The sequence below is a fragment of the Oceanobacillus alkalisoli genome (genome assembly GCF_022213125.1).
Taxonomy (GTDB): domain Bacteria; phylum Bacillota; class Bacilli; order Bacillales; family Amphibacillaceae; genus Oceanobacillus; species Oceanobacillus alkalisoli.
Map to the genome: position 1 here is coordinate 757,349 of NZ_JAKNRA010000001.1, position 18,710 is coordinate 776,058.

Here is an 18,710-nt window from a genome sequence, read left to right on the forward strand (position 1 = left end):
GCCACGTCCGGCTGCAGCGCCGATTGACTATCAAACTTCACACTCCATGAGTTTGTACGTCGCTAAACAGACGCTTTCGCCTTTGTTCTTATTGCAATAGGTCTGTCAGCTTCTCTTCAATTGGTTCATCCACTGCACCTGGCCCACCGAAGATTGCTAGACTTTCAAAGTTCTTCGTGTTCATATAGCTCGCGACAGATGCCGGTACATCGTGGTGAACGAGGAGAATCGCGCTGTTTTCTTTCGCTGCGAGTACTCCGCCTGTTAATGCGTCGGCAAAGTTATTTCCTGTTGCGACATATACATGGTTGCTGTCGACACCGAAGTGACCAGCAATGGCAATATTCGTCTCATAACGGTCCTTACCGCTTAGACGGGTTGCGTCAGGGAGTGCTTTTTCTACCGCTTCAGAAATTGCTGCTTCGCCTCCAACAACAATCGTTTCTTCCACACCTAAGCTTTCAACTGCTTCTCCGGTAGCTTGAGCAACGCGGTCGTCCAATGTGAGAAGAATCGGCAAGCCTTCTTTTGCCGCGTAAGATGCTACAGAAAGCGCGTCAGGGAAGTCCATTCCGTTTGCAACAACGGCTTCCTTTGTTCCCTCTGGCGCGACGAGGTCAGCAATTAATGCTGCTGTTTCGAAACGGGAATCTCCGTTCAGACGCTCGACTTCCAGTCCTTCTTCCGCTAATACTTCAAAGACATCTTTACTAACTGCTGTCTCTCCGCCTAAAATAATGACATTTTCTGCACCGAGACGTTTAATTTCTTTGAGTGTATTTTCCCAAAGTTTATTCGGCTGTGTCATTAAAATTGGCGCGTCCAGCTTGTGTGCTAGTGGTACGCCAGCTAACGCGTCGGCAAAGTCATCACCGCGAGCGATAATAACGGTGTCTGCCTCATCCCAGCCTTGTTTACTTGCTTCGATTGCCGTGTCATATCTTGTATGGCCATAGAGACGCTCTGCTTCCGGTTTTACCGTAAGAACAGCTGCTTTACTTACATTGCCTGCTTTATCTGTTGCTGTTACTGTAATTTCTGTTCCAGCTGCTTGTTTTACAATTGGAATTTCGAATTCACCTGATTCCGGAACAGTGATTCTACCAAGCTGGCTATCTCCTGCATTGGCGATAACGGTAGATTCGGCTTCAGCTGTTCCTGTAATCGTTGTCGTTTTTTCCGAGATTGTGTTGACTTGTGGTGCTGCTGGTGCTGTAATGTCGACTACTTTCACAATGACAGGGTAGCTAATATTGCCCGCTCTGTCTGTTGCTGTCAGTGTAATCGTTGTATCATGCTCCTGTGCCTCAATCTCAATTACGAAACTGCCATCTTCTTCGACTGTTGCAGCACCAATTTCCTCACCAGCAATAACGGCTGATACGGTCGTGCCCGGTTCTGCTGTTCCCGTAATTTCGGTTGCTTCATCTGTCACCTGCTCTACCTCTGGTGATTCAGGTGGAATGACATCCGTAACTTCTACTGTTTTTGTGATCGTTTGCTTGAAGTTATTCGTAAGTTCAAATACAACCTGATCTGTTACCATGTCGTCGATCGTAACCGTAAATTCTCCCCGGTCATCTGATTCGACTGCTTCACCGCGGGTAGCGATATCTAAGAATGGTAACGTCTTTCCTTCAATAGTAACGCTGCGTGATTTGTTCGTTAAATCTTCATTGAATACTTCGAGAGGAACATCGTAAGCTTCTTTACCGATGACACGCTCGTCGATATCATTTGTCCCTTCGAGTTGTACTTCACCTTGATAGATTGGAGTATTAATTTCTTCCGTTAGATTTCTCGCATGAAGCGTACCGTTAACGAACAGGCCGCCCTCACTGCGTAATCCGCCGTAAACGTAAATGTCTCCGTTAATTTTTACGTTGTTTTTAATTGTAAGGATGGAGTTCGGACTGATATGAACGTCTGTATTGATAACAGTGTTCGACCATTCTTCGTTACCTTTTGTCACATAATAGTCCTCGTTGTCATCGATTACAATGTCTTTTAAAACATTTGCTTCCTTGTCTTCTGATAGAGCTTCACCAGTTGCGGCAAAGGTTTGCACCGGCAGGAAAATGCTTAGCGCTAGAACGAGTGCCATGAAAATAGATGAAACTCTCTTTGATGATTTGTTGTTCATTTTGTTCTCCTTTCTATTCTAGTTGGTAATTTTTCTCTTTTTCTATTATATATGATAGAACGATAATTTACTAAGAAAGCAACAAAGTTGGCAAAAAAAGAGATGCATATACTCATAGAAAAAGGGAAAGTCTGCATCGTAAAACCGCTCCGGGGATAATCCGCTTGCTATGAACGGCTGGTGTCTCTTATCTTTCCGGAGCTGATTGTTCGTTCGGAGCTAAATAATTCAAATTTCACGGTCTGAAGCAGTAAGTATCCTCCGCTGAATTAATGAAAGCAATCGTTCATTATAGTGATGGACATGATGTTAAGACTTTTTTCGAATGATAGAGGGTTCTAATCGCTCGGGCGAGATAGATTCCTTTTTGTTCGAGTAAATAGAAGGGCGCTAATTGCTCGAGTGAAACAGATTCCGATTCTTTCGGATGAATAGAGGTGCTCTAATCGCCCGAATGAAGCGGATTCCGGTTCATTCAAGTGAATAGAAGCGCTCTAATCAACCGAATGCACCGAATTTCAGTTCATTCGGGCTGAGAGATCTTATGAACATCTAAATTTCATTGTCCTTGCTCAATTTCGCCAGTGAAACTCACCAGTACGATCATTAAACTTATCTATCAAAACATCTTAAGTATCTTTCATTCTCTATAACCCCTCCGCTACTTTTTAAAGTACCATTTCCACAGAGAAAGGCCGATAATGGCATAGATGATAAGTGAACCGTAGAGCCAGACGGATAGCATTTCATTAACGAACATGGATCTTTCTCCCTTCATTCTGCTTTTGCTAAATCTTCAGCGACTTGCTGCTTATCTTTCATAATGAAAGCGAGTAGAATCATAGAAACGATTCCGATACCCGTGGCGACTGCACCGGCCGTCATCGTGCTTGGTATGATTCCGCCAAAGTATAAAATCAGATAAGCGAGTAAACCGATAATCATGGAACCTTCTGCTGCCCGGGGTGATGCTTTCCGTTTTCCATACACCGCATATAAAATTGGTCCAAGGGTTCCAGCTGCAATCCCGGAAATTCCAATCCACATGACGTCTCCCATATACATCGGTGGTTTGAGAACAATGAGAAATGCGAGCAGCCCGACAACTGGTACTGCTATTCTACTAATCCGTAATGCTATCTTTTCCGCCCTTTCATCATCTACTTGAACAATTCCGCGTTTTACGAGGAATTTCAGGAAAATATCATTCGCAAAGACAGTGGAAATCGATACGAATAATCCATCTGTCGTGGACATCGCCGCAGCAAGAATCACCACTCCGAAGAATGCGACAATAATAGCCGGGAATGCCCATGTGACATATTCCATTAAGGCTAAGTCGGCAACGATATCTGCTGGTCCGAGCGCAACTCTACTATAAAGTCCACCGAATAAAACAACGACACAGAGAGAAGCCGTGATGACGTAGGTGAGAATCATTTTCCCTAGATCTTTCTCATTTTTCAAGCCCAATACTTTGTTAAATAGATGCGGAGCTGAGGCAAACGCCCACTGAATCGTAATCGCACCGATAACGGCACCAATCGAATAAAAATGGGCAGAATCGGGGTTAAATACTTTCACCAAATTGCCATCTTGCGCAGCTAAATTGTCTACTATTCCGGAGAAAGTGGCTGTAATCCCGTCATTCCAGAAAATCACAATCCCGGAAATGAATACGATAATTCCTGCAATCGCCATTAAGATGACTTGGATCGCATCTGTATAAATATCTGCTAATGCCCCTCCGCCGAAAACATACAGCACAACAACGGCCGTAATGAGAATGAGTCCGACTGTATAATCCAACCCGAGTAAATATTCGAAAATCCTTGCACCTGCTACAAACTGGGCGGCGATATAGAAGATATTAAACAGTAAAATCAAGCCTGTCCCTACCCGTAAAATATCACTATTATAATAGTCGCCTAACCAATCCGGCAGGGAAAGGGACTGCTGCGTTTTATTTAGTGCCCTGATTCGTTTTGCAACCATCAAGACCCCGATGGCTCCTCCGCCAATCATGGCGATCACTAACCAGAGGTTGGTCAGCCCCCAATCATAGGACCAGCCGGGATAACCTAGAAACGTCGCTGCACTTAAATAGGTGGCAGCAAAAGAAAGGCCGAGCACAACCGGGCCAAGTCCTCCACCGATCGCAAAGTCGCGGACGCTTTTTGTTTGCTTCGTTCCGAGTAAGCCGAGTGCCAACATAATCCCAAGAAACAATAGAAAACCAACCCATGTATAGACCGTTACACTGTTCAAGATTTTCCTCCTTCCGATAAAGCATTTTAAAACTTTTTCTCGCGTTTATTATTTTACTAGTGTAGAAATTCTTTTTGCCGGATGATTCGCAGGTAAACGAGCGGAATCGGTATCAAACAGGTTTTCCCGTAATGTTTTTCCTGTGTATTCCTTCCGGTAGATGCCGCGTTTTTGCAATTCCGGTACGACATGATCGACAAACTCACGGAACGTTTCCAAGGAATAGCTTTGTGCGATGTTAAATCCGTCGACATCACCTTCTGTTGCCCATTCTTGGATCCGATCTGCAATTTGCTCTGGTGTCCCAATGAATTTCGCTGTTCCATTGCCGAGGCCATGATTTTGGATTGCTTCTCGTAATGTCCACTTTTTATTCGGGTCCTTCGTATACATGTCCAGATTCCCTTGAACAGCTTCTGTTTCAATATCTTCAATATATTGATCCGGGTCATATTTCGAGAAATCAATTCCTGTATGACCGGAAAGCATTGCTGCCGTTCCTTCATAACTGACATGATTCTTCAAATCCTCGTATTTCTCGTAAGCTTCTTCTTCTGTAGAACCGACAATCGGCAGAACCATTGGGAAGATGCGAACACTATCTGCATTTCTTCCTTGTTCGACGACCCGCTTTCGTAAGTCTTGGGAGTAATTCCTCTGCGCTTCAAGAGAATGTCCTTTCGTAAAGACGCCTTCCGCATGTTTCGCTGCAAAATCCCGCCCCCTTGGGGAAGCACCAGCTTGGAATAATACCGGTGTACGCTGTGGGGATGGTTCCGTTAAATGAATTCCCGGTACATTGAAAAACTCCCCGTGATGATTGATGGCATGAACCTTCTCTGGATCTGCAAACGTATCTTTCGCTCTGTCATGCACTACCGCGTCATCTTCCCAGCTATGTTCCCAAAGCTTATAAACGACTTCTAAAAATTCATCCGCCCGGTCATACCGCTGACGCTTCGGCAGACGCCCAGACAAGCCAAGGTTAATCGCTTCACTTTCCAAATAGGAAGTAACAACGTTCCATGCAATCCGGCCTTCCGTTAAATGATCCAATGTAGACAATTGCCGCGCCAATGCATAGGGCTGGGCATATGTAGCGGAAACGGTTGGTGCAAAGCCAATATGCTCGGTTACTTGTGCCATGGCAGAAATAATTAATAACGGATCATGGGCAGGCAACTGAACCGCATGGCGGATTGCTGCATCATGACTGTTTCCATAAACGGAATAGGTTCCTAACACATCCGCGATAAATACAGCATCAAATTTACCACGTTCCAATACTTTCGCTGTTTCCGCCCAGTAGTTTAGACTATTATGCTTCCGTCCTTCATCTTTTTCATGTTTCCATAGTCCAGTAGAATGTGGGGATGGTGAATTTTGAATGAAACCGTTTAAATGAATTTGTTTCTTGTTGCTCATTTTAGCCACTCCTTTTTTGTTTTCTTACCTTTCTTAATGAATTTCATAATACGTATTTAATGCTTCACCATCACCATATGTAATTGAGTTGGTTCGTTCCCAACTACATATGGTGATGGAAAAGCCGACTTTGGTAATTATGAAATTCATTCTTCTCACTACCATATATTACTTTTCCTATCTTTTTAATCAGATTTAGGGCAATGAAAAAACTCTCCCAAGATGAGGAAGAGTTTGTTTGATAGCTTCACCCCTCATCTTTCAAGCATCTGCTTGCTGGAATTAGCACCTTATTACGAAACGTAATGGTTGCCGCGGGGTCAACGGACCAGATTCCTACCCCGGCTCTTGATAAAGGTAATTCATATGTGATTAGTAAGAATTAAATATCATTCTACATAATGAGCAGGGTGTCTGTCAACAGTTAATTTTCAGAAAAGGTCTTTCCTACCAGTTAATGGGGAAAAAAATCCCCTGTAAAGCAGGTTGTCTGCTCTACAGGGGATTCCTTATACTTACTTCAATCGTTTTGTTAACTCATTTTTGATGGAGTCGTCAACTGCTCCGGTTCCTCCGAAGATGGAGAGACTCTGGAATTTTTGTTTGTTCATATAGGCTGTAACAGATGCCGGGACGCTATGATGGACGAGTAAAATTGCACTGTTCTCTTTCGCTGCAAGTACTCCGCCAGTCAATGCATCAGCATAGTTCTGACCAGTTGCGACATAAATATGCTTGCTGTCTACACCAAAGTGTTTTGCAATTGCAATATTCGTTTCATAACGGTCCTTACCGCTTAAACGCTCGGCTTTCGGCAATGCTTGTGCTACCTTTTTAGAAACTACCGATTCTCCGCCAACGACAAGCGTTTCTTTCACGCCGAGTGATTGCACTGCGGACTCGGTCGCTTTTGCAACACGGTCATCTAGTGTTAAAAGAATTGGCAGACCTTCTTTTGCTGCATAAGATGCGACGGAAAGTGCATCAGGAAAATCCATGCCATTTGCTACGACTACTTTTTTCGTTCCATTTGGTGCAATTTTCTTAGCGATCAATGCTGCTGTTTCGAAACGAGAATCACCATCGATTCGTTCTACTTTCAGTCCCGCTTTTGTTAATTCATTTGCTACTGTTTTACTTACCGCACCTTCTCCACCAAGGATGATCGCATTCTTCGCACCAAGGCGTTTGATTTCTGTGAGACTGTTATCCCATAGTTTGTTGCCTGGTGTCATTAGAATGGGTGCATCCAGTTTATGAGCTAGCGGTACTCCTGCAAGGGCATCTGCAAAATCATCGCCACGCGCGATAATGACCGTTTCTGCTTTATCCCAGCCTCGTTTACTTGCTTCCACTGCTGTGTCGTAGCGCATGTATCCAGAGATACGCTCGACTTGTTTTTTCACGATAATGGTTGCTGCTTTACTTTCGTTACCAGCTTTATCTTTTGCTGTTACGGTAACTTTCGTATCTGCAGCTTGTTTTTTAATCGGCATTTCGAATGTACCGTCAGATTCAGCAGTCACGCGACCGATCTGCTGATCGTTAGCTGTTGCAACTACGACAGATGCTGCTTCTGCTGTTCCAGTGATTTTCGTTGATTGGTCTATTAGTTGGTTAACTGCAGGCGCTTCTGGAGCAGTTACGTCTTTTACAACAACTTTACTTGCCTCGCTAACATTTCCTGCTTTATCTGTCGCGGTGACGACGATTTCTGTTTCAGCAGCTTGTTTAGCGATTTTTATTGTAAAATTACCGTTCGCGCTTGCTGTCGCCTGGCCAATTTCCTCATCTGCTACTTTTGCAATGACCGTTGCATTAGCTTCTGCTTTACCGGTAATTTCCGTTGATTGGTCGGTTACTTCATTAACTTCTGGAGCTGTAGGTGGTGTGGTGTCTGACACCGTTATCTTCGCAGCTTCACTTTCCTTTCCATTCTTTCCAGCTGCAACTACTGTCAACTCTGTTCCCGCAGTTTGTTTTGATATAGCTAGGTTGAATGCACCTTTTGAGTCTGCATGACCTATTACTAATTCTTTTCCTGCAGCACTTACTTTAATGACAGCGTCTGAACTTGATGTACCAGTTACTTTTTCATCTTGGTCTGTCACTTCATTAACAACTGGAATCGCTGCATTCGTAATTATTTCAAGAGTATTTTTTTCGCTTTTATTTCCACTATTATCTTCAGCTGAAATAGAAAGATTGTAATCTTTATTAGCTTCTAGGTTAGTGAATGTATAGCTATTTTCTCCAGTATATACTTCATCAATTTTCTCATCATTTACATATAAATTATAGTGTGAAAGATCAGCATCGTTAACGCCTTCCCAAATTACATTGATAAAATCTGACCCGTACTGGTCAACATTAAAATCTGATACGTTATTTGGTGGCAAAACATCAGCAATGCTTACACTCTTGTATGTTTGGCCGCCAAAAATATCGACCAATTCAAACTCCACGCTATTGGACGTGAAATTATTTAATGTGACTGTAAAGAATCCTTTGTCATCTAAAGTAACTTCTTGTCCTTGAACATATACTTCAAGGAATGGTAGTGTTTGACCTTCAATCATTACCGTACCTGATTCATTTGTTAAATCATCCGTAAACACTACAAATGGAACATGATAAGGTTGATTACCAACATGTACAGAGTAAACAGAGTTTGGACCAGATAATTTAACGCTTCCATGGTAATATGGTCCACCAGTTGTTCCATAGCTTACATTTTTGGCATATAGTGTTCCGCCAACTGATAATCCTCCGCGAGCATCTAACGCGCCATAAACATATAAATCTCCTGGTACGAATCCATAACCGTTAACAATAACAACTGCATCTGGTCCAATATAGACATCGTTGTCAAAAGCAGCAAAATTCCAAGCCTGACTATTTAAAATAACGTCATAGTCCTGCTCAGTTTGTTGAGCAGAAGCTTGGTCTTCCTCTTCAATAATTTCAAGTTCTTCAAAAGTTAGAATTTCTCCAACTTGATCCGTTGCAACATCCTCCGCTTGAGCTGCCAATATAGAGCTTGGCAGGAAAACATTAAGAAATAAGATTAACACCATAAAGCCGTATGTAATTCTACTAAACTTTCTTTTCATCCAATTTCCCTTCCCTTCTGTTATTTTTTCCCTATACCCATTATAGGTGAATCGGGTATATTTTACTAGACAAATAGATAGATAACTTCTATACTTCAAAATAAGTTCATACTGATAACCCTTACAAACTAAAATTAAACACAAAAAAACACCCTACAGAGTATTAGGCTACTCTATAGGATGTTTTCGTAGATTCATACCGAACTTATTCGTTCAGGTAGTCTTCTAGAGCTTGTTTAACATCGTCACTTACTGCATTTTGACCACCAAAGATTGCAGAGAAGTCAACGTCATTTGCTTCTAGGTAAGGTGCGATTTCTGCTGGGATTCTATCATGTACTAATAGAATTGCAGATTCGTCCTTAGCTGATAGAACTGCTCCTGTAAGAGCGTCAGCGTAATCTTTACCTGTAGCAATGTAAAGACCAGCGTCTGCAAAGTCATAGTGTTCTAAGATCGCAACGTTAGTACCGTAACGGTCATCACCAGCTAGACGAGTTGCAGATGGAAGAGCTTCTTCTACATCAGCGTTAACAACTGCTTCTCCACCGACTACTGTAGTTTCAGCTACATTGTACTCATCAAGGAGTGCTTGAGTTGCTTCTGGTACACGGTCATCCAATGTTAATACAATTGGAGTTTCTGTTTGAGCTGCGAATGAACCAATTGTCAGTGCATCCGGGAAGTTTAGTCCGTTTGCTACAACAACTTCATTCAGTTCGCCGCCGTTTAATTCAGCGAATGCTTTTGCAATTTCTGCTGCAGTATCGAAACGAGAGTCACCAGCTAAACGATTGATATCAGGAACTGCTGAAGCTAATCTGTTATACGTTTCTGGAGCAATTGCACCTTCTCCTCCAAGAACGATTGCTTCGTCAGCACCGAGTCTTTCGATTTCAGCTAATGTTTTTTCAACAATTTTATCATTGTCTGTTGTTAAAAGAATTGGTGTATCTAGTAAGTGTGCTAAAGGAACACCTGCTAGAGCGTCTGCATAGTCATCACCACGGGCAACGATTACGGTATCAACAGAGTCGTCTTCCCAAGCTTGGCTAATTTCAATAGCTGTGTCGTATCTGCTATGACCGAAGATACGCTCAAGCTCTTCTGGAGATGGTTCTGGTTCTGGTTCTGGCTCTGGTTCTGGTTCTGGAGCTGGCTCTTCCGCAATTGCATCAACTACTGCTGAAGCATTTACTAGTCCATGACCGAATCCATTGTTAACTTCTTCAGAGAATTCATCGTTCGTTAAGTTTGTTGCTGTTTCAGTTAGAACATTTTCAATTTCTTCAATTGTTGCGTCAGCATTTGCTTGTTTAGCAAGTGCTACAACACCCGCAACTGCTGGAGCTGCCATGGAAGTACCGTCAGCCCATGCAACATCATCAATAGGGTAAGAAGATGGAACTGTTACACCTGGAGCTACAACTTCAGGTTTTACTTCACCATATGGTGATGGTCCTTTTGCTGAGAAATCAGCAAGGCTGTTATCCTTATCAATTGCACCAACTGTAAATGCTTCTGGGTACAGTGCTGGAACGAAGATCGATCCTTCTTCAGGATTATCTAAGTTTCCTGCTGCAAATACTGGGAAGATGTTCGCATCTGTCCAAGAAACAAGTACGTCACGGAACCATTCGTTATCAAAAGTTTCCCCATTTGAGTCAACGCCCCATGAGTTGTTGATAACGTCTGGTGCGTTAGCCGCGTCTCCGCCTGGAGCTAGCATCCACTCTGCAGCTTCAACAAACGCAGGTAGTGGGCCACTTCCGATTGAGTTAAGAGCTTTAGCTGCAATCCAAGTTGAACCTGGTGCAACACCTAAATCACCGGAGTAACCTGCAATTTCAAAGTTTTGACCGGATGTAGTACCAGCTACGTGTGTACCATGTCCGTTGTCATCGTATGCTTCTTCTTCGCCATTAATAGCATCATAGAAGCTTGCTGCGTGATTAACTTCGCCTGTTTCTGCATTATAACCACGGTAGCTATCTTGGACTGCCGGGTGATCCCACTGGACACCAGAGTCAATGTTACCAATTACGATACCTTCACCGTTGAATCCTTTTTCCCAAGCTTCTGGAGCTTGAACATGATCAACGTTCCAGCCTAATGGATATTCATCGATAATACTTTCATTCAGGCTGTTTTCTTTTTGAACCGGATCAATTAGTTTGATTTCCGGGCTAGCTGTAACACTTTTAACTTCAGAGAATGCTGCAACTTCTTCAGCAACTTCCTGAGTTGCTGTTACAACAAGAATGTTAGCGATATAGAAAGAATTAACTTCCGCTACATCTGCGTTATCCTCTAAGTAACTTAAAACATCTGCTTGTGTTGCATCAGCAGTTGTCTGTAAAGCATTAATTACTGCTTCACGTTGCTGAACTTCTGCTTGTTCTTCAGATAGTCCAGATAGGCTTACACTTTGCTTTGCTGCAGTTGTGTCAGCCTTTTCGTTGAATTCTACAACAAATGAAACTTCGTCGTTCTCTTCAAATTCTTGTATTAGGTTACTAGAGAGTTTCCCCTCAACTGAATTAGTCTGTGCAAAAATTGAAATTGGTGAGAATAGTGACGCCACCATGATCAACGCAGTGAACAAACTAAGTAAGTTAAAACGTTTCTTGACCACAAAATCCCTCCTGGAATGGAAATAGATTCAAAGTTATATTACAAACAACAAAGAAATCAGCTGCTATTTTCACCGTCCTTTCTCCTCTTGTCAGCGGTATTGTCCTGGGTGTCTGCTCTATTATGTATGGTGGTAACGATGAATCCGTCACCCGCTTTGCAGAGGTTAAATAGATTTTTTGTTGTTTAGTAAACGAATAGCAAGTTCTGGAAATTATTATAACATACTCCGAGAATAATTGTTTGATATTTTAGTACTAATAGACTTATAGGAAGAAAGGCTAAATTTTGACATATATTTTATTTTTATGAGCATAAAGCGTGATAACTAACCAGATTCCAAAATAGATTATAAAATAAATTATTTCGGCAGGAAGCCCGAAACTTCCCGAGAAATCCATCAAAAGGGTGTTTAGCGAGGTTGATCGTTCTCCAATCGTGACGCTTGTGTTAATGAGCACTGCGTACAGGACGTATTTCCCGAAGTAAACGAGGAAACTATTTCTCCCATATGCTTCTAACACCCAATGTACAGATTTTTTAAACGGTTTTATTTCATTAGATTGGTTTTTATCAAAAATGACATAACAGATTGCTAGAATGAATATCGTAAGTCCCGCTGTAATGATTCCGAACGACGGGGACCATAGTCTTTTATTAAATGGAATAATTACATTCACAACTAGGGATAAGAGGATGAGGGCAGTCGAAAATGTAAATAAGCGCATTCCGACCTTTTTCCCTTTATTTAAGAGAATCTTCCCAGCCACGAAACCGAGCAGCACATTTCCAAGTGCAGAGAATATCGTCGGTATTCCTTCCGGGTCGTGACCACGTTCCCCCTGAGCATATGTATGATTTTCTCCGAATATTACCGGATCGATTATATGGGATGGATTGCACCCCATCTGCGGCAGCGCGTCTTCACATCCCGCTCCTACTACGAGCAAGGATGCACCGTAAATACCGAATATGATAAAGCTCAGAACGATTAATGCTCCAATACGTTTGATATATTTTGTAATCACAACAGTTAGAACACCGAGAACGGCAAATAACTGCAGCACGCCTGTGAATCTGAGAGTAGCTAAGTCTAATGACCAAGCAGCGACCATGTTAAACAACAAACCAAAAATAATCAATCGAAATGTCCGGAGGCCCAGCCGCTTCGCACTGACACCTTTGCGGTAAGCGATGGCCATACTCGTTCCGAAAATCGTAACGAAAGCCGGAAATATCGTATCGAGCATGGTCAGCCCGTACCAAGGAGCATGACTAAATACTCCCGGAACACTAAATGTAAAGATAGATAGAAAAACAATAAACCCTCGTGTGGTATCCAACGAGTAGATTCTGCTCTTCTTTCTAGTAGTTAAATTCGCGTTCATCCTATCACATTCCCTATTCTTATACTTATTAAACATAAATTCTATTATAACCTTTAAAAAGTTTACCATAAACTAATTGTTCGTATCGAATATTGTATATAATAGCAGAGAAAGGAGGTAGCATGATGGATAGAAGAAAGTATCTGACGGCCGGGGTCATCGTACTCGTTTCTGCAATCGTACTGGCAATCTTTTTCCGGTTTGATATTTTACATAAAGATTTAAATGAAGTCATCTATTATATTCCGCATCAGGATGACGAAGTAATTACCTTTGGCGTGTCGATCCATGACCATGTCGAAAAGGGTCATGATGTGCATGTTGTCCTCTTAACTGACGGGGCGAATTCAGCAGTTCGGCATCAGCTTGATTTAACAAAAGAGGAATTTTCCGAAGCAAGGAATCGGGAGTTCGATCTGGCCGTGGAAATCCTCGGAGTTGATGCAGATCATGTGGAAAAGCTTGGGCACGCAGATGGGGATCTGCAAGTAGAAGATGTAGAAGAAGTCATCCGGGAATATCAGGAACGTTATCCGGATGCAAGCCATAAAACATTCAGCTATCACGATCCACATCATGACCACGCGAATGCTGGGCATGCGCTACGTAATCTAATGAAGGAAGGAATCATTGAGGATGGAACCTTTTACTTTGGAAATAACTTTACTCCGCTGGACGTCGAGATAAAAGAAGACCATTATGAGGAGGATTATCTCGAGACCATTATTGAAGCGAGCCGGGCTTATAAGGAAGTAGATATGGATAAAGGCATGTATGGGATCGGCTGGAAGTCAGTACCGGAATATTTTATAACCCTGGAGGAGAACCCGGTTAGTCCGTATCATGAGCTCGAATAAACGCGAGGAATTATATGGATTAGACAAGTTACTTGGAATTCGATAAACTTAAGGGTGTGCTTTATTCACTTTAGGGAGTTTTATAGAATAAAAGCATCGTAAACATTGAAAAAGAAAGCGTGAGATTCATGGATTTATATAAGAAAGCCGACAGAAAGTTCAGGCTGGAAATTGAAGGCTTGCGGGCTGTCGCTTCTATTCTAGTTGCTGTCTATCATATCTGGCTCGGAAATGTGTCCGGCGGGGTCGATGTATTCTTCGTTGTGGCAGGATTTTTAATTACGACTTCCCTGCTTGGCCGCTATGAACGGTCCGGCAAGATTGATTTCAGCGGATTTATTTTGCGGCTGATGAAGCGATTGTTCCCAGCAGCTTTTACCGTGCTGTTTATTACAGGAATTGCCTGTATCATTTGGCTCCCGGAAGTTAGATGGGCTCAAACCGTTCAGGAATTGCTTGCTGCTGCCTTGTATTTCGAAAACTGGCAATTAGCGATTAATTCGGTGGACTATCTTGCACAGAATAATGAAGCGAGCCCGTTCCAACACTTCTGGGCGATGTCCTTACAGGGGCAATTCTATATTATTTGGCCGCTCCTTCTATTCATAACGATTTTGCTTGCTCGTTTTATTTTCAAAAAGCAAGTAAGACCGGTGTTCTTTGGGACATTGATTGTCGTGTTCTTCATTTCCTTTGGTTATTCCATTTACATGACGGATGTTAACCAACCTTGGGCCTATTTCGACACGTTCACGAGAGTATGGGAATTTAGTGCAGGCGGATTGCTTGCTTTACTCATTGCAAATATTAAAGTGAATAAATCACTTAGCTTTGTTTTGAGCTGGCTCGGTCTGATTGGATTAGTTAGCTGTGGTTTAGTTCTGCAAGTATCAACCGTGTTCCCAGGTTACGCGGCATTATGGCCGGTACTGAGTGCGATCTTTATTTTAATCGCTGGAAATCAAGGTGGAAAATATAGTGCTTATGGTTTACTAAGTTCGAAGCCGCTCATTGCGTTTGGCGGAATTTCGTACGGTTTCTACCTCTGGCATTGGCCAATCTTAATCTTTTACTTCCTTATTACAGGGAATGAAACAGCTAGCCTTGTTGAAGGATTACTCATTATGGTACTATCGGCTATTCTTGCTTATGTGACAACAGAATTTGTCGAGAAGCCAATTCGAAACAGAAAGAGCTTGAACGTGAAATGGAAGACAGCAACGGTTGCTGTTCTCTTCCTCCTCCCGGTCTTAGTGCTCTCCGGCTTCTGGTCCCAAACGATTGCTAAGCAGCAGAATCAGTTGGCGGATATGGTGAATGAAGAAGATTATCCAGGTGCTGCGGTAACAGCATTTGCCGAAACGAGCGCCGAGACAGATGAACCGGTCGTTCCTACACCGGTGCAAGCGCGAAATGACCAACCTGATTTATATGCGGATGGTTGTCACCAAGCTATCGGAGAAACGGAAGTCATTGAATGTATTTACGGGGAGACGGAAAATCCGGAATACACCGTGGCACTTGTAGGCGGCTCACATTCTGCCCACTGGCTGCCGGCATTACAAGGATTTGCCGAAGAAGAAAAAATTCAAATCAATTCGTACACGAAAAGTGGTTGTCGTTTTTCCACGGAAGAATTTGATGCAGAAGATTGTACCGATTGGAATACGAATTTAATGGACGTTATTCTTGAATTAGATCCGGATCTCGTATTTACAACGGCAGATGTTACGCAGCATCAAGAAGTTCCTGACGGATATGTTGAGGCATGGGAAATCTTAGAAGAGCATGATATTCAAGTATTTGCCGTTCGGGATAACCCGCGCTTCACCTTTGATGTTCCTTCCTGTGTGGAGGAAAATGGTCCAGATAGTATAGAATGTGCGGTGGAACAAGAAGAGATTCTCCCTGCTGAGGCACCGTGGGATCAGTTAGAGAATCCGCCAGCAAATGTACATTATGCTGATTTCACCGACCGATTCTGTGAGGATGGTTCCTGTAAAGCAGTCGTCGGGAATGTGCTAGTCTATACGGATAGCCATCATATTACAGCAACTTATTCTAGTACACTCGCACCTTTTGTACGAGATGAATTGGTGCCATTACTCAAATAAAGTTAAAAAAATAGAGAAAGTCTCTCGTTGATTTGGAGAGATTTTCTCTATTTTTATGTTTTATTTTAACTTTCGCGTGGCTTACTACCCGAATTCGGGAAGAATGATACTTTTGGGTGTTGAGCGGATTTCTCTCTGCCGGATTATACCGGAATCCGGGTGGAACGGGCGTTGAGAGAGCCTATATTCGACCGAGCCAACCGAATTGCAGCTCAAACGGGCGTTGAGAACACTCCCAAACACCCGTTTGACCCAAAACCGCATTCTAACAGTTGTTAAGAACCTTTAGCGTAAAGCGAGGTCTCTTCCTCTTATGCGAAAATTAGTATTTACTTCACTAGATTGATAATGTTAGTACGCACTTTATCTTGGATCGCACTGTTTCCGCCTAAGAAGTAAATATCCGGTTTTGTCGGTGTGTTTGATTTCAACCATGTATTTACCGATTTAGGAACTTGGTCGGATAGCGTGAGCACGAGCGGGCTCCCTTTCTTCGCTGCTAGTGGAGCGGCACTTAGTGCGTCTGCTATATCCATCCCTTGTGCGACGAAGATATTATCTAATTGGTTCTTGTTGTAATACTTGTTGATGATGGCAAGTCCCGTATCAAAGCGGGCTTTTCCAGAAACGCGTTCGACTTTGCCGGTTAATTTCTTCAGCTCATTTTCCACATTAGCGGAAACAGCTGTCTTCCCGCCGATAATTGTTACTTTAGAAACGTTATTTTTCGTAATAAAGTTTCGTGCTTCCTCACTTAATTTCTTCGTATTCGTAAGCAGGATTGGAATGTTCTTCTCTCCTGCGTATGGTGCGATTGCGAGTGGGTCGGATGACTTCTCGTCTCCTGTTGTAATAAATACTTCATTTACTTTTTTCTTGGAAGCGACTATATCTGCAACTTTAGCAGCTGTACCGTAACGAAGATCTGCTTCGATTCGTTCTACACGGGAGCTTCTAAACATATCTTGTAGTTGCTTCTCCACATTTGTAGAAATTGCACCCTTACCACCTAGAATATAAACATATTTCGGTTGAATTCGTTTTAATTCCTGCTCAACAGCTGGTGTTAAGCGGTCATTTCTCGTTAGCAGTAATGGTGAATCCAGACTTGAAGCGAGCACACTTCCCGTTAATGCGTCAATCGGCAGGTCTCCGCGGCCGATCACAACGTATTCCGGCTGCTCCCAGTGCCAGCCATGGTTCGATATGGCTACACTTGTTTCAAAACGGTTCGGTCCTTCAAGCGGGTAAACATCGACATATTCTCCTGCTGTCACGTAACTGGATGAAACCCAACCGGTTTGTCCAGAGCTTGTACGAACTGGCAGCCAGACGTATTGGTTCACTCGAGAATTATTTCCTCTGTATTCCCCTGTAATCGTTAATTTCGTTCCTTTTGGAAGACTTGCCACGACACTTGAGCTTGTGCTTGGTTCTTTACGCAAGTTCAATGAGCGTGTATTCGTGTATGCTGTCTCACCCTTTTTCAGTGATTGGCTGGAATAATGCTGCGGTCCATCCATTTGATACTTATTCGAACGAAAACGCAGTTGACCATTAGATAACTGATATGGTTCAAGTTTTTGTGTCGGGAACGGTGTAATATCGATTAAGGTTAAATCTCGTAATCTCTTAAACACGTTTTCCTGATAAGCTGTATATGGATTTTCCAATGGGTTGTTTCTCGGCAGCATTCCGTTGTAAGCCATAATAGCGAAATACCAATTTTCGATAACCATCGGATCGCCATTATTCACGGTTGGGATAATAGGGGTTTTAGCATCTTTATAATTCCACTTATCTTTTAAAATACGGATTCCTTCTCGGACGTTAAAGCGGATATCTTCTTTCAAACGTTTGATATATTTATCTTTTGCGGAACCTTCACTTAAATACATATGGTTGGAAACTTGCATAATACCAATACCGATACAATCATAGCCGAGCAGGGCGTTCGTCCCGTCCCAAGCTAGTTTTCTACCATCTGTTGTTTTACAACTATTTTTGACACGGCTTGGTACCTCGTTCCAGAATTGTTGCCAGTTACTTTCCTGGTAAGCAATTGCTTTTACAATTTCTGGGGATACATTGGCATTCAGAGCTTCTTCTGTTAAAATCTTGTTGATTTCTGCATAAGATGGATTTTTGTATTTATAGTTCACTTGTGCGGCAGCTTCTTTTTCTTCTGTAATATCTGTGAGGGATGCTTGTCCAGCTTCCACTTGGCTGCCTTTAATCGTAAAGTGCTGCTCCACCATTCCAGATGGTTCGGTCATTGCATCATCTTCCTCATATTCCGGGTATTCGATTGCGATCCCGTCATTTGTAACGGCAAAATTTGCCCGTTCGAATACGTCAGAAGTGTATACTTTCTCCACTCCTGCTGGGGATAGCTTTACGACATCAAAGTATAGTCCATTTCCTGAACCATCCATGCGATATGTAATAATACCATAAGTCTCACTCTCTGATTCTACTTGGTAAAAGTTCGTGACCTGTACAAAGGAGAGTTCTTCTTGATAAAGTTCCTCACCTGAATCTGTAATCCGTATCGTAGCGTTCTCTTCCTCATTCACTACTTCAACCTGCAAGGTGTCTGTCAGTTCTACATTGTTTTCCCCGAAGTCAAAGGTGATTTCGCCGTTTTCTTCTGCATGTACGTGCTGGAATGATAGAATTCCAAATGCCAGGATTGCGACGGCTATAACGAATAACTTGTTAACCTGTTTCTTCAATGGTTCGTTTCCTCCTCATCATTTCTATACCTC

Annotated in this window: 9 protein-coding genes and 1 riboswitch; of the genes, 2 read left to right on the plus strand and 7 right to left on the minus strand. The window is 42.6% G+C overall.

Translation table 11 applies throughout. From position 1 onward, the window contains the following. Positions 1–88 precede the first annotated feature (88 nt). The 6 genes from L3V42_RS03450 to L3V42_RS03475 form a co-directional block, all read right to left on the minus strand. Positions 89–2,143: a cell wall-binding repeat-containing protein gene (locus L3V42_RS03450; protein ID WP_238471332.1), complete on the minus strand. Its 2,055-nt coding sequence runs from the start codon at positions 2,141–2,143 to the stop codon at positions 89–91. Between the two features lie 774 nt (positions 2,144–2,917). Further along, the gene (locus L3V42_RS03455; protein ID WP_235761810.1) at positions 2,918–4,411 is read right to left on the minus strand and encodes a sodium:solute symporter family protein; all 1,494 of its coding nucleotides are present in this window, start codon (positions 4,409–4,411) and stop codon (positions 2,918–2,920) included. Between the two features lie 48 nt (positions 4,412–4,459). After that, positions 4,460–5,836 carry an LLM class flavin-dependent oxidoreductase gene (locus L3V42_RS03460; RefSeq protein ID WP_238471333.1) on the minus strand — a complete coding sequence of 459 codons (1,377 nt, stop codon included), beginning with the start codon at positions 5,834–5,836 and terminating at the stop codon, positions 4,460–4,462. A gap of 251 nt (positions 5,837–6,087) precedes the next feature. Next, positions 6,088–6,194, minus strand: a riboswitch (SAM riboswitch). A gap of 157 nt (positions 6,195–6,351) precedes the next feature. Next, a complete protein-coding gene (locus L3V42_RS03465; protein ID WP_235761812.1) occupies positions 6,352–8,949 on the minus strand; it encodes a cell wall-binding repeat-containing protein in 2,598 nt (865 codons plus the stop codon). 205 nt (positions 8,950–9,154) lie between these two features. Next, the gene (locus tag L3V42_RS03470; protein ID WP_238471334.1) at positions 9,155–11,584 is read right to left on the minus strand and encodes a cell wall-binding repeat-containing protein; all 2,430 of its coding nucleotides are present in this window, start codon (positions 11,582–11,584) and stop codon (positions 9,155–9,157) included. 280 nt (positions 11,585–11,864) lie between these two features. Then, the gene (locus L3V42_RS03475; RefSeq protein ID WP_235761814.1) at positions 11,865–12,926 is read right to left on the minus strand and encodes a heparan-alpha-glucosaminide N-acetyltransferase domain-containing protein; all 1,062 of its coding nucleotides are present in this window, start codon (positions 12,924–12,926) and stop codon (positions 11,865–11,867) included. 170 nt (positions 12,927–13,096) lie between these two features. On the opposite strand from L3V42_RS03475, the gene L3V42_RS03480 reads away from it, so the two are divergent. After that, positions 13,097–13,828: a PIG-L deacetylase family protein gene (locus tag L3V42_RS03480; protein WP_235761815.1), complete on the plus strand. Its 732-nt coding sequence runs from the start codon at positions 13,097–13,099 to the stop codon at positions 13,826–13,828. A gap of 128 nt (positions 13,829–13,956) precedes the next feature. Beyond that, positions 13,957–15,942 carry an acyltransferase family protein gene (locus L3V42_RS03485; protein WP_235761816.1) on the plus strand — a complete coding sequence of 662 codons (1,986 nt, stop codon included), beginning with the start codon at positions 13,957–13,959 and terminating at the stop codon, positions 15,940–15,942. A gap of 329 nt (positions 15,943–16,271) precedes the next feature. Here the strand turns inward: L3V42_RS03485 and L3V42_RS03490 are convergent, their stop codons facing one another. Next, entirely contained in the window at positions 16,272–18,677 is a 2,406-nt protein-coding gene (locus L3V42_RS03490) for a cell wall-binding repeat-containing protein (RefSeq protein WP_238471335.1), read from the minus strand. Positions 18,678–18,710 lie beyond the last annotated feature (33 nt).

What these genes read in the sequence shown, in the direction of transcription:
- L3V42_RS03485 (WP_235761816.1), top strand. Translation starts at nt 13,957, where the DNA reads ATGGATTTATATAAGAAAGCCGACAGAAAGTTCAGGCTGGAAATTGAA.
- L3V42_RS03465 (WP_235761812.1), bottom strand. Translation starts at nt 8,949, where the DNA reads ATGAAAAGAAAGTTTAGTAGAATTACATACGGCTTTATGGTGTTAATC.
- L3V42_RS03450 (WP_238471332.1), bottom strand. Translation starts at nt 2,143, where the DNA reads ATGAACAACAAATCATCAAAGAGAGTTTCATCTATTTTCATGGCACTC.
- L3V42_RS03460 (WP_238471333.1), bottom strand. Translation starts at nt 5,836, where the DNA reads ATGAGCAACAAGAAACAAATTCATTTAAACGGTTTCATTCAAAATTCA.
- L3V42_RS03480 (WP_235761815.1), top strand. Translation starts at nt 13,097, where the DNA reads ATGGATAGAAGAAAGTATCTGACGGCCGGGGTCATCGTACTCGTTTCT.